Origin of the sequence: Mesorhizobium sp. B2-4-13, assembly GCF_006658535.1 — a bacterium.
Lineage (GTDB): Bacteria > Pseudomonadota > Alphaproteobacteria > Rhizobiales > Rhizobiaceae > Mesorhizobium > Mesorhizobium australicum.
The window spans coordinates 107,348-119,727 of sequence record NZ_VFVB01000011.1 but is presented as its reverse complement, the minus strand read 5'-3'; the positions used below and the strand labels follow the sequence as shown (position 1 = coordinate 119,727).

Genomic DNA, 12,380 nt, shown 5'->3' with positions numbered 1-12,380 from the left:
AGTGTAAGGTTCATTTTCGCCGTCACCTTACATCGTAAGGCTAACAAAGACCAGAGGAGAAAACCATGTCGTACCATCGCATCGTCAAATCCGTGCAGTCTTCGTCCCAGCATGTGTTCTTGTCCGCCGCCGCGGCCTGTATCCTGTCGCTTGGCTCCGCGCCTGCCCATGCCGACGACTATGATGCAACCCTCAAGGACATACAGTCGACCATGGGCGGCGTACCAAGCTTTGTAAAACAGTTTCCCAAAACCGGTCTGCCCGGTGCCTGGGCCGAGGTCAAGGCCATCGAGCTCAGCGACAAGACGGCGCTGCCGCCCAAGGTCAAGTCGTTGATCTCCTTGGCCGTGGCGGCGCAGATTCCTTGCACCTACTGCATCTGGTCGGACACGCAGGACGCCAAGCGCGCCGGCGCCACGAACGAGGAGATCGAGGAAGCCGTGGCGATGGCGGCGCTGACGCGCCACTGGAGCACTATATTCAACGGCATGCAGGTCGATTTCGACACATTCAAGAAGGAAATGGGCGGGCAGTAAGCCCGCCGGCAAGAAGGAAATGGGCGGGCAGTAAGCCCGCCGGGCGGGCAGTCCCGCCGGGAGTAACATAGCCAAGCTGGAGCACCGCGCCGCGTCAGGAGCGGTCTGCCACACGACAACAGGCGTCCCTGTTTTGTGGTTGCCTGAACGAGATGGCCCGCTGAGAAACGGACCATCTCGACCATTTTTGCGGCCCGCGCGCCAGTGCGGCGGTCAACCTGGATGCGTGGTCGCGCCATGGACAGCAGCTAGCCTATGCCCTCAAATGCCATTGCCGAGATGGCCGGCATTCCACTATGACTTCGATGCGCCTGCAGGCGAGAAGGGGATGTCGACTCATACCTTGGCGGATGAGGGCCTCGAATGCACAGAGGACACGGGCGGCCCGACAGAGAGAAATCGGCGTTAAAAGTCATTCCTGCGGGCCGATTTTGCCTTCTAATTTTGACTCTTGGTCTGCTCTGCGCCGCTGCCAGTTGCGACGTGGATTCCGTCAGCAGAGAGATACTGGCAAAGTATTCACGGCCAGGCGTTTATGTCTGCAGTCCCAGCGGATTTGGGCAGCAATCTCATTGCAACCTGAAGATTTGACGCCTTCTGAATCGCTCTTCATTTCAGACAGTGCCCAGGGGCGACCCACCCCAATGATCTCACAAGGATACTCCGCCCTATTCCTCGACATCAGGCTTTTGATGGCACCCGAGAACAGATCGCGGCTGCCTGCGAAATCTGCTTGGATCGAGCCAATATGCTGATTCAAAATGAAGAACCGCGCCATTGGCGATCCGCGCCCGCGCCGGGAACGCGTCGGCCATGATTAACCAATGGCAAACACAATTGGTTAAGAAATCTCTAATTTAGTTGACTTGAATTTCCACAGGTATATTTTCAGGGCGTTGGGATGTGCAATTTGGGCGAGCAATCGGCGATGATGGCATGGGGCGCGTGATCGCGATCTTGGGGCGCATGGACTGCTGAACGGCAGATACAAGCCGGGCGGCAGCGGCCTCGTAACTCAGCTAGTGACAAGCGCACATCAGTGATGGCGATCCGCGGATGCGGAGATTGCCGCGTTTAAGGACGTGGCCGGGCAGTGCTTTGCCCTGCCCGGCGGTAGCGTGTGCGGTGCGTGGAGGAAAGCATGAGTAAGGTCATCAAGGTTCTGAAACTTGGTTCCAGAAACGATCAAAGGGGCAACGGCAACGACCATAACCGAGGCCGTGCGCTGGTCGCTGGAGGCGCGGGCTTCCTGGGATCGCATTTGTGCGAACGACTTTTGCAGGACGGATACGACGTCGTCGCACTGGACAATTTCCATACCGGCAAAAGATACAATCTCAATACGCTGCTGCGCGATCCGAGATTCAGCTGCATGGAGCACGACATCGTCGATGCTTTGCCTTTGGACCTTCGGTTCGACGAGATCTACAATCTAGCCTGCCCTGCTTCTCCGCCACATTATCAGGCAGATCCGATCCATACCTTCAAGACCAGTGTGCTTGGCGCGCTGAACCTGTTGGAACTCGCGCGTCGGAACAATGCCAAGATATTCCAGGCCTCGACTTCCGAGGTCTACGGCGATCCGTTCGTGCACCCGCAGCCCGAAAGCTATTTCGGCAATGTGAACACGCACGGACCGCGCTCCTGCTATGATGAAGGCAAGCGTTCGGCCGAAACCCTTTTTTTCGACTATTCGAGGACGTATGGCCTCGATATTCGCGTAGCCCGTATCTTCAACACCTACGGTCGTCGCATGCAACCCGATGACGGGCGCGTCGTCTCGAACTTCATCGTCCAGGCGTTGCGTGGCGAAGACCTGACCGTCTATGGCAGCGGCCTGCAGACCCGCTCCTTCTGCTACGCCGACGACCTGATCGAGGGCTTCATGCGGCTGATGAATGCGCCGAGTGCGCCTGCCCATCCGGTCAACCTCGGCAATCCCGGCGAATTCACCATCATGGAACTCGCGACACTGGTTGTCAGCTATACCAACTCCAGATCGAAAATCGTGCATCGGCCATTGCCGATCGACGATCCCAGACAACGCAAGCCGGATATTTCCTTCGCCAGGAGCAATCTTGGCTGGGAGCCGAAGATCAGCCTGGCCCAAGGGCTCGCGCATACCGTCGACTATTTCGACGCCCTGCTCTACGGGAGCCGGATTACCAAAGGGGCCGCGGCTTCATGAGCCAGCCGGCAGTCCTGGTGACAGGGGGAGCCGGCTTTATCAGCAGCCATACGTGCAAGCTGCTTGCCGCGGCCGGTTATCTGCCGGTGGCATTCGACAACATGTCCCGCGGCAATCGGAAATCCGTTGCCTGGGGTCCGCTTGTCGTCGGCGATATCCGCGACCGGGATGCATTGCGGGCGGCGATCGAAGCCTATCGGCCCGCATCCATCATCCATTTCGCGGCGCTCGCTTATGTTGGAGAGTCCGTCGATCAGCCGGCCGAATACTATTCCACCAATGTCACGGGCACCATCGCCGTACTCGACGCCGCACGCGCGCATTCGATTGAGAACATCATCTTCTCCAGCAGCTGCGCCACCTACGGCGTTCCGGAAGCGCTGCCTATTCGTGAGACCTCTCCGCAAAATCCGATCAGCCCGTATGGGCGCACCAAGCTGATAGGCGAACAGATCATCAGCGACTATGCCAACGCATACGGAATGAAGTTCGCCATCCTGCGCTACTTCAATGCCTGCGGGGCCGATCCCGACGGGGAGCTCGGCGAGTGGCATTCGCCGGAAACGCATCTGGTTCCCAGGGTGCTGATGGCGGCGTCAGGCATCATCGACGAGGTCGAGGTCTTCGGCACGGATTATGAGACATCGGACGGGACTTGCGTGCGCGACTATATCCACGTCAGCGATCTGGCCCGCGCCCATTTGAAAGCTCTCCAACATTTGGAGGGCGGTGGACAAAGCCTGGCGGTCAACCTCGGCACCGGGCGAGGCGTGTCCATCAAGGAGATTGTCCAGGCGGTCAGCCGGATGACGTCAAGACCTGTTCCGGCCGTCTTCAGGGCCCGGCGCCCGGGAGATCCGGCCGAACTCTATGCCGACCCGAGCAAGGCGCGCGCGCATCTTGGCTTTGTGCCGCAGCTTTCCGACATCGACACGATCGTCAGGACCGCCGCCCCATTCTTCGGGCTGCGGACGAAACCGGTGATACTGCCACCAAGCGACGGCGCGGTAGCGGTCGCTGCTCGATAGATCAGAGATAGCGCGGGTGGCAGCTTGCGCGTTGGCCAAATCCGCTGGGGCTGCAGATGTAAGGCGAGCCTCCTAACAACTCACCTTCATCGACAGGACTGAAAGCGACCTTCACGGGTCCCGTTGTGCGGATCGCGATCGGCGGTGGCGGAGCAAAAGCGTAAGTTCTTTCAGTGGTGCGGATAGTCCTTGTCATCAGCACCTCAGGCTCGATCCTGAGCGAACGCACGATGTATCCAGCCTGGACCGGTCGGACTGAAGGCTTGCTCCGGAGCGGATGCGCGACCGGTGCAATGAGGACGGAACCGGTTCTGGTCGTATCCATCCCCTGACATCCTGCAACCAGAGAGGTCATCGTCACCACAACAATAGAGAGAGCTTTCTTGCTTAGGCGAGAAGCGCCCATTGCGGAATTGTTCCCCATGTGTCCCTTGCCTTTGAGTATAAGCTGGGGCGCGTTGCGACACCTGCGCCGCTTCACGCCGTTTCAGTGACCACTCGCACATCACACACAAATATTAGACATCACTAATTATTAAATTTCATGAAAACCATATGGTGTTGGATCCATCGTCTCGTCGTCTGTCAGAGAGAAGTGATTGCGCCAATCGGCGGTCGGTGCGCCGACAATTCCAGCCGGACTGCTCAGCGTTTTATAAGCGATTCGCAAGCTTCTTCACAGGCCTGGCAAAAGCGGCCTGCCTGAATCCGCCCCTCCGGACACGCCGTCACCGATGTGGTATCGGGAGGGGCCAACGGAGCCAGGAACGGCGCCTGCCGCGGCGAATAGGATTCGCCCGACCTGCTGTAAGCTTCTGATTTCGTGCATGTCGTTGTCCCGGAACCGAGGACACTTCCGAGCCATATGCATCAGTTCTTGGAGTCGATCAACTTGCGGGCCTCTTCGAACCGCGCGGCCTTGGTATCACCAGATTCGAATTTTCGGTATTCGTCGGAAGGACCTTCGGGAGTTCGTTTGAAACTGTACCATTCTCCGTCCGGATCCTTGCGTTGCTCGATCGTTCCATCCTTGATTCGGTGGCTGTAGCAGGTGCGGCGCTGTTTGCCCTTGTAGCTGTTGGACCGCCAAGCGACATCCATGCACATCTTGCCGTCTTTGGTCACCAGCCACCTGCCCTCTGCGACAGACGCTGAATCCTGCCCCGACGTCCAGGCCTCAAGGCGCCGATTGCCCTTCGCGAAATAGGCCGCTCCATTTTCCCATATCCATGTGCGATCGGCATACAGAAGCTGCAGCTCATAGGCAGTTGGAACAGTGGCGGCAATTGGAGCAATAGCGCTATCCGCTTTTGCAGGTGCGCTGTCCTTGGCGGCAGCCGCGTGGGACGTTCCCGGGAGGGCCACCTGGCCGCAGAGGGCCAGGACAAACAGGAGCAGCGTGAAACGTGCGGACCGACGACGTTCCCTGCGCCGCAGACGATCTACGCCATGCGGCGGCGACCTGGTCGGAGCTATCGGTACAATCAGCGTTGGCATGTCTGTGCGGCCCAGGGCAGCGCTATCGGCGCGACAGCCTTTGCGAATTATTTAACAGCCGCGGGAGCTGCGATGTCAACTTTCGCGGCGCCCGCTGTCGCCAAAATTAAGGATTGCGTCGTATACTCCCTCGCCTTTGACAATCGCGCGCAAAAGCAACATCCGCAGACGTCAGAGAGGACGCGGTTCCAAATGGGCGACGATCCGGAATTGAATCAGGCCGAGGTTCAGCAATACCTGCAGCAGCCGATCGCTCGGGACCCGGCTGCTCGCAATTACCTGAACCTCGACACGGCGATCTTGCTGGGGATCCTGTTCATCGCGGTCGTGTTCAGGTTCCACAACATAACCTTGCCGCTGGTCGACGCTTTCAGCTGGCGCGAGACAAGCACGGCAATGATGGCCGACAATTTTCAACAGCGCAGCTGGAACATCTTCTTCCCGGAGGTGAGTTGGACCGGACCCGGCCCGAGTTATCAGGGCCGCGAGTTCCAGATCGTCAGCTATCTGACCGCCCTGCTCTACCAACTCTTCGGCTGGCACGACTGGTTTGGCCGCGTGGTTGCGGCCTTCTTCGGTCTGGTGACGGTGTTTTCGCTGCACAGGTTGACGGCGCTATGCTGGGGCCAAACGCATGCCCATGCGGCGGCGCTCGCCTACGCGCTGATGCCGGCGGCGATCATGATCGACAGCTCGTTCCTGCCCGATCCGTCGATGCTGGCACTGGTAACAACAGGCGTTTGGCTGTTCGCCAAATACTGGGCTGGCGGCAGCCGATGGCTTTTGCCGCTCGCCGCCGTCAGCTTCACGCTCGGTGCGCTGGCAAAGCCGCCGGGCGTGGCGGCGGGCGCCGTCATCTTCTACCTGATGGTGCGCTGGATTCTGCAGAAGAAACGACGGCAGGCGACCGAGGTCTTCCTGTGGGGATTTTTGAGCCTGGCCATCATCGGCGCCTATTTCAGCTGGGCCATCTATCTCGGCCGCAGCTATCCACCCTATCACGTCGCAGGCAGCGGCTACATCTGGAACTCCGGATTGTGGACGTTCGTCAATGATGGCTTCTACTTCAAATCCGTGTGGAACACCTCTGTCTGGTGGTTCTACGGCTATCCGTTCATGGCGCTGATCGCGGTCGGTTTCTGGATACCGCCCGGCCCCGCCGAAGACCCGACGCAGCGCACCCTTTCGGCCATTCCCTATATTTGGCTGGGTGCGGCCATGATCGTCTACCTGGCGGCGGCGCGCGAAATCACCAGCAACCCCTGGAATTACCACATTTTCCATGTGCCGTTCGCGATGTTCTGCGGCCGCGGCGCGCTTCTTCTGGCAACGTTTGCATCGGGAACCGTTCTGTCGCCGGTCGTGCTGCGTTCGATCTGTATCGTTGTCGTGACCCTCGTGTGGTCGACCTTTCCTCTCGTGAGGACAATGAAGGCGCCGGTCGCGATGAACGGCAAGCTGCTCGGCGAGGAGTTGGCGCGGTTGGCGCAACCGGGCGACCTCGTCGTGGCCATCGCGCCGGAGGTCGGCGATCCCGTCGCCGTCTACTACAGCAGGGCACGCGGCTGGGTGTTCCCGCCTGGCGGAGGCGATGTCGAATGGTCGAAATTCGTCGCGGACGACGCCACCGCGATCGCTCAGCTCGAGGAGTTGCGCGGTCAAGGCGCGGATCTGTTCGGCACGGCCAAGAACGCTGCCGACAATCAGGACCAGTTGTTCATCGAGCATCATGGGGGGGTCGTCGACTATCTGGACAAGACCGCAACCAAGCTTGTGGATTCGGATGCTTTGCTGGTCTATAGGATCACCCGTCCATGAGAGCTGCGACAGCTGTGGGCCTTGACAGGATATGGCCCGACGGCTCAGCGGCCACGCATCCGCCCCGCGGAAGGCCGGCAAGGCGGTGGGCCAGGCGAACCGCCCCAGGATGACGCCTTGGACGTTCAGTCGCCACGATGCCGCCGCTGGAACTGGGCGGTGAAAACCGGCGGAGAATTGGTTGAAAAGAGCAATCTCGATAATGGTGACGCTGGCCCTGCTGGCTTGGCTGGCAAGCGACTCGCGCTGGCGGATGGTCGGCGATGCCTTCGACCGCATCACGCCAGCTACGTTCGCGGTGGCGACGATCGCCTTTTTCGTCACCTATGTCTTGCGTGCGCTACGCGTCTGCGACGAGTTCCGCGACGAGGTGAATGGCCGTTTCGGAGCCTGCCTGCGCGTCATTCTGATCCACAATGCGATGATCAACGTCGTACCCTTCCGGGGCGGCGAGACGGCCTTTCCCTTGCTCCTGCGCCAGGTCTTCGGCGTGCCGATCATGCGCGCCAGCGCCTCGCTGCTGTGGTTCAGGCTGCAGGACGCTTTCGTCGTCGGCGTGCTGGCGCTGGCGGTGTGGCCGGGCCTGCATGCGGCGATAAGGATCGCTGGAATCGCCGCCTTGATCGCTGCCGCCTGGTACCTGCCGCGCTGGGCGCGCGCGCCGCATGACTGGGCCGGGCGCGGCAGGATCGTGGCGAAGCTCGGCCTGCTGCGCGACACCTTCACCGAGGCGACCGGGCGCTCGCGTTACGGCTGGTGGTGGACGATCGCCAACTGGTCGCTGAAGCTCGCCGTGCAGGGATGGCTGCTGGCCCTGATACTGGGAACATCCTTCACGACGGCCTTTCCAGGCGTCGTCGGGGCCGAAGGCGCCGCAATATTGCCGGTGCAAGGCGTCGCCGGCTTCGGCACTTATGAAGCGGGAGCGGCGGCGGCGCTGCTCACATCCGGAATTGCGATGAAGAGCGGTCTGCAGGCGGCACTGGCGCTGCACCTGTTCATCTTCTGCTCGGCTATCGCCACCGGCGCGATAGCCTGGCTGTTTCCCTCGAAATCGACGCTGCCAGGGACTCCGGCCGTCGGACCTGCAAGGAAGCCATCCCAATGAACATATTGCCCATCCCTGCTTCGGGGCTGCCTGATGGCGCGGTGATGCCGGACCATACGCTGTCCATCGTCGTGCCCATGTACAACGAAGCCGAAAACGTCGAGCCGCTGCTGACGCGGATTCACCAGGCGATGGAGCGCTACGAGCAGCCGTGGGAGGTCGTGCTGGTCGATGACGGCAGCACCGACGCGACGGTGAGCGAGATCAGGCGCCTGGCTGCGCATTATGGCCCGCATGTGCATGCGGTCGAACTCGTGCGCAATTACAAGCAGACCGCCGCGATGCAGGCCGGCATCGACGCGGCGCGCGGCGATGTCATCGCCACGATCGACGGCGACCTGCAAAATGATCCCTTCGACATCCCGCGCATGGTCTACCGCCTGCTGAGCGAGGATCTCGACTTGGTGGTCGGCTGGCGCAAGGACCGTCAGGAGGGGCTTTTGATGCGCAGGCTCCCTTCGCGTATCGCCAATGCGCTGATTGCACGCGTCACCGGCGTGCGCCTCAAGGACTATGGCTGCAGCCTCAAGGTCTATCGCGGCAGCGTCATCCGCAGCGTCAAGCTCTATGGCGAGATGCACCGCTTCATCCCGGCATGGCTGGCTACCGTGACGACCCCCAGACGCATCGCGCAGGAGGTTGTGACGCATCATGCCCGCATCCACGGCCAGTCCAAATACGGCATTTCGCGCACCTTCAGGGTCGTGCTCGATCTGGTGTTCATGTATTTCTTCATGCGCTATCGCACACGGCCCGGACATTTCTTCGGTGGCATCGGCATCGCGCTTGGCGCGCTAGGTTCGCTGATACTTGCCTATCTGCTTTGCCTGAAGCTGTTTTTCGCGCAAGACATCGGAACACGGCCGATGCTGTTCACTGGCTTCTTTCTGCTGATCGCCGGAGTGCAGATGGTGACGTCGGGCGTGCTGGCGGAAATGCTGGCCCGCGTCTATCACGAGGCAAACGGATCATCGGCCTATGTCGCGCGGCCACGGCCGGCGCCCGGCGACGATGACGGCTGGCTCCGCCCGAGCCGGCCTTCATGAGGAGATCGGAACGCCAGGGATATTCATGGCCACGAGCCCGTGGCGGTCGAAGGGCAAGAGATAAGGCGCAACCCTGCGCCCACCTCTCGCCCTCGACTCGCGCCCCCAGCGAAGACCTCGGCGGCAGCCCTCGGTCAGGCACCGCCACTTACACATGTCGCGGCGAATAGGATTCGCCCGACCTGCTTTAAGCTTCTGATCTGCATGTCGTTGTCCCGGAACCGAGCACACTTCCGGGCGACATGCATTTAGGTCCAATGCTCTAGTAACGCGAACGGCAGCTGGCGCGCTGGCCGAAACCGCTCGGGCCGCAAATCCAGGGCGAATGCCCCAGGAACTGACCGCCATTGCCCGGGCTGTAGGAAACCTTCACCGGTGCCGGCCTATCAATCCGTTGCGGCCGCACGAAGGCCGCGTAGGCCTCCTCCCTGGTACGCGTCACGACACTCATCTGTGTAAGCGGTTTGCGGTAGAGAAGCTTTGTCTTGACGTGATGGACCTTCCCAGCGTGATGGGCCATTTTGCCGAACCCGTAGTCGATGGTTCGCCCGTTGATCGAGCCGGTCTTGGTTGTATCCATGGTCTGGCAGCCGGACACCATCGAGACGAGCACAAAAGCAGCAACAGCACAGGTATATTTTCTGCCGTTGTTGGCCAAACTTTCCATAAACCTGTTCATCTACGGCTCCCTAGCTTTAAACATAACTCGGTTTTGTGCGGGCGGTATACTTTATAGTCTGCTTCTTTCCGCACTTTTTAAGTGATCATCTCCGCTCAATCTGCATACGTATATTAGCACGAACTTATTAAAATTCGTGCAAACAGCATAATGAACACAGTCTTTCGGTGTTCGCTCGGATATGACGAAAATTCGATTGATTGCATCGGAGGCTGGCGGGGAGCCTGGCGTGGGGGTGCTTCGGCAAACGAAGCCTTCGCGCCGGTGGCAACGGCGATCAGCGCTCAGGCTGGCAGAGTCGGAAGGGCTGTTGCAGGTGTTAGGGGACGCTCAGCGCTGCGTTTCCCAACCTGGATCGAAGTAGAAATTGCGGGCGCCGATTTCGCCCATGCCGGCGCCCGAAACTGGGAAAGCCATCTTGACGAGATGAACGGCGCCGGCACCCTGCTGCAGTCCGTAAATGCCCTCCAGGCCGCGGCCGTAAAAACCCGCGAGCGGAGCCGTTAAAGCCATGCCGGCGAGCGAAGCCTGCAAGACAAATTTGCCGATACTCGGCCGCAGGGAAATCTTGTTCTCGGTGACGTGCTTGGCAATGATCACGATGGTCAGCAGGCTATATAAAGCTGCATTGAACGCGGCGAACCAGTAAAAACCCGTGGCGCTCTGCGGATTTTGTACAAGGAGCACGGGCAACGACGCACCGACGGCAAGCGCCACATAGGGGATGACGACACGAACCGGCAGGAGATCCTTCGGGCCGCGGCCCTTCGGTGTGACGCGAAAATCGACAAACGATTTGGTCAGATAGTCGCGGACGGCCGACAGCGTGCCCGCCAGCACCCACGGCCAGCGCGCGAAGAAATGAAACAGCATACCTTCCCAGCTGAGTGCCTTGGCCGTTACCGGTCGTGAGAGCGCGAACGCCTTCAACATCATCACCAAGACGATCGGCGTAACCGAACTCGGCGCATAGTGGAGAATGAAATCCAGATACGTCACATTGGCGAAGTTCCGGCCAGAAAACAGCGCGTAGATCGGCATGAGATACGTGGAGAGCGCGAGCAGTGCGAACAGCGGGTACCAAAGCTGGCAGAAAACGAACTGCAACCTCAATCGCAACCTCAGCTTGGAGAGATACATGGGCGAGTATTCGAGCAGGATGGTGGTCAGGCTCCTCGACCACTGGAATTCCTGAGTGACGAGGTCGGCGAAAGTCTGCGGGCCATCACCGTGCGCAATGGCGTCGATTGCATGCACGCCGCGCCAGCCCCCCGCGTTGATCAGCATGGAGGTCGAGTGGTCTTCGGCCAGTTCTGGGCCAAGCCCGCCCGCCTGCTTCAATGCGGCGGTGCGCACTGCATAGTGCGAGCCTATGCACAGTGGCGCTCCGACGCTCGTGTAGCCGGACTGCAGCAGGCCGTGCAGCATTCCCTCCACGAACAGTCGGCCGCGGGCCGACCAACTCTCGGCGGCATTGTTGTCGCAAATGCTCGGCGCCGAGACATAGCCGACAGCGGGGTCGGCGAAGGCCGCCAGCATCTCGCGCAGATAGGTCTGCGTCGGCACGTGATCGGCGTCCATCTGCGCGACGAAGTCGTAGCGTTCATAGCCGTAGTGATCATAGAAGAAGGCGAGATTGCCTTCCTTGCAACGGGTTCGGCGCGGCCAGGTCTTGCGATGATAGTCTTCCCGGCCTCGCCGCGTCGAAATCTGGATGTTTCGCGCCTCGCACCATGCGATCGTCTCCTCGGAAGGGTCCTCGTCGGCAAGCCAGGTGTCGTGAGGATAATCCTGCGCAAGCATCGCCTCGAGCGTGCGCGCAACCACGAAAAACGGTTCGGATGGCGCTTTCGTCACCACCATCGCCACACTCGAACTCGCAGCGACCGTGTAAAATTTGGACGGCCTTTTCGACACAAGCACGAATAACAGGAAATACATCGGCATCAGCGTCAGCCAGGCCAGCACCGTCGTCGCGAAGGCGTATGGCCCGATGTACTCGACATGCTCGGGCCTTAGCCACCAGATCCAGAAAAAACCGAGCGTGACGAACCAGAATGCCAGCGCCAGCCTCAGGATCCATTGCTGAGTGGCAGACAGGACGGGAACCAGAAAAGGGCCCTTCTGCGCCGCCTTGGCCAGAGCCGCCCGAGACCCGCGTTTCGGCCTCGTCTTACCGCTGATGGTCGCTACGTCCGCGGAAACACTCATACACGTACCGCCGCCACTCTAAGCGTCAGCCGAAGACGGCCGACAACCTTCAACCCCGGCGCCAGAATCCATCGCAAATTTATTAGAGTCAACTAAATTAAGAGCTTCTTAACTATGCTTCTTGGGAACTGGTTAACCTAGCGCCTTTGAAGCGCCGGGCCGATCCGGCGGTCGCGTGCGCCCGACCAGCGCTGGACAGGCAAGCCGGACGTTTTGCGTTGAGGAATTCACCGAGAGGGGGATGGTCCCCATGTCTGGATGAGGACAAG

General features: G+C 60.2%; 10 protein-coding genes. 6 read left to right on the top strand and 4 right to left on the bottom strand.

Annotation, left to right across the window (positions count from 1 at the left end; translation table 11 throughout):
* Positions 1–65: 65 nt before the first annotated feature.
* Positions 66–536 (top strand): carboxymuconolactone decarboxylase family protein, encoded by a 471-nt coding sequence (locus tag FJ936_RS25500; protein ID WP_140717915.1) that lies wholly within the window; start codon positions 66–68, stop codon positions 534–536.
* Positions 537–1,029: 493 nt separating this feature from the next.
* On the opposite strand, the gene FJ936_RS25495 is transcribed toward FJ936_RS25500, so the two are convergent.
* Positions 1,030–1,314 (bottom strand): hypothetical protein, encoded by a 285-nt coding sequence (locus tag FJ936_RS25495; RefSeq protein WP_140790602.1) that lies wholly within the window; start codon positions 1,312–1,314, stop codon positions 1,030–1,032.
* Between the two features lie 363 nt (positions 1,315–1,677).
* Between FJ936_RS25495 and FJ936_RS25490 the strand changes: the two genes are divergently transcribed.
* Both FJ936_RS25490 and galE read left to right on the top strand, forming a co-directional pair.
* Positions 1,678–2,724, top strand: a complete 1,047-nt coding sequence (locus FJ936_RS25490; RefSeq protein ID WP_140717917.1) for a UDP-glucuronic acid decarboxylase family protein — start codon at positions 1,678–1,680, stop codon at positions 2,722–2,724.
* Positions 2,721–3,752 (top strand): UDP-glucose 4-epimerase GalE, encoded by a 1,032-nt coding sequence (galE, locus tag FJ936_RS25485; RefSeq protein WP_141907132.1) that lies wholly within the window; start codon positions 2,721–2,723, stop codon positions 3,750–3,752. Before FJ936_RS25490 ends, galE begins: the two co-directional genes overlap by 4 nt.
* An 870-nt stretch (positions 3,753–4,622) precedes the next feature.
* Here galE and FJ936_RS25475 read toward each other — a convergent pair.
* Complete coding sequence (locus tag FJ936_RS25475) at positions 4,623–5,249, bottom strand: DUF995 domain-containing protein (protein WP_167331129.1); 627 nt, start codon at positions 5,247–5,249, stop codon at positions 4,623–4,625.
* A 192-nt stretch (positions 5,250–5,441) separates the two neighbouring features.
* Here FJ936_RS25475 and FJ936_RS25470 point away from each other — a divergent pair, with 192 nt between their 5' ends.
* The 3 genes from FJ936_RS25470 (at position 5,442) to FJ936_RS25460 (ending at position 9,221) form a co-directional block, all read left to right on the top strand.
* Positions 5,442–7,067: a glycosyltransferase family 39 protein gene (locus FJ936_RS25470; RefSeq protein WP_041163479.1), complete on the top strand. Its 1,626-nt coding sequence runs from the start codon at positions 5,442–5,444 to the stop codon at positions 7,065–7,067.
* Between the two features lie 181 nt (positions 7,068–7,248).
* Positions 7,249–8,175 (top strand): lysylphosphatidylglycerol synthase domain-containing protein, encoded by a 927-nt coding sequence (locus FJ936_RS25465; protein ID WP_041163480.1) that lies wholly within the window; start codon positions 7,249–7,251, stop codon positions 8,173–8,175.
* A 44-nt stretch (positions 8,176–8,219) separates the two neighbouring features.
* Entirely contained in the window at positions 8,220–9,221 is a 1,002-nt protein-coding gene (locus tag FJ936_RS25460; protein WP_210241783.1) for a glycosyltransferase family 2 protein, read from the top strand.
* Positions 9,222–9,483: 262 nt separating this feature from the next.
* Here the strand turns inward: FJ936_RS25460 and FJ936_RS25455 are convergent, their stop codons facing one another.
* Together FJ936_RS25455 and FJ936_RS25450 are read right to left on the bottom strand one after the other, a co-directional pair.
* Positions 9,484–9,900, bottom strand: a complete 417-nt coding sequence (locus tag FJ936_RS25455; RefSeq protein WP_141907131.1) for a hypothetical protein — start codon at positions 9,898–9,900, stop codon at positions 9,484–9,486.
* 330 nt (positions 9,901–10,230) lie between these two features.
* Complete coding sequence (locus FJ936_RS25450) at positions 10,231–12,111, bottom strand: cellulose synthase catalytic subunit (RefSeq protein ID WP_141907130.1); 1,881 nt, start codon at positions 12,109–12,111, stop codon at positions 10,231–10,233.
* Positions 12,112–12,380: the final 269 nt, after the last annotated feature.

Excerpts from the sequence above, each read along its gene's own strand:
- FJ936_RS25500 (WP_140717915.1), top strand. The coding sequence starts at position 66 with ATGTCGTACCATCGCATCGTCAAATCCGTGCAGTCTTCGTCCCAGCAT.
- FJ936_RS25460 (WP_210241783.1), top strand. The coding sequence starts at position 8,220 with ATGCCGGACCATACGCTGTCCATCGTCGTGCCCATGTACAACGAAGCC.
- FJ936_RS25495 (WP_140790602.1), bottom strand. The coding sequence starts at position 1,314 with ATGGCGCGGTTCTTCATTTTGAATCAGCATATTGGCTCGATCCAAGCA.
- FJ936_RS25455 (WP_141907131.1), bottom strand. The coding sequence starts at position 9,900 with ATGAACAGGTTTATGGAAAGTTTGGCCAACAACGGCAGAAAATATACC.
- FJ936_RS25470 (WP_041163479.1), top strand. The coding sequence starts at position 5,442 with ATGGGCGACGATCCGGAATTGAATCAGGCCGAGGTTCAGCAATACCTG.
- FJ936_RS25490 (WP_140717917.1), top strand. The coding sequence starts at position 1,678 with ATGAGTAAGGTCATCAAGGTTCTGAAACTTGGTTCCAGAAACGATCAA.
- FJ936_RS25475 (WP_167331129.1), bottom strand. The coding sequence starts at position 5,249 with ATGCCAACGCTGATTGTACCGATAGCTCCGACCAGGTCGCCGCCGCAT.
- galE (WP_141907132.1), top strand. The coding sequence starts at position 2,721 with ATGAGCCAGCCGGCAGTCCTGGTGACAGGGGGAGCCGGCTTTATCAGC.
- FJ936_RS25450 (WP_141907130.1), bottom strand. The coding sequence starts at position 12,111 with ATGAGTGTTTCCGCGGACGTAGCGACCATCAGCGGTAAGACGAGGCCG.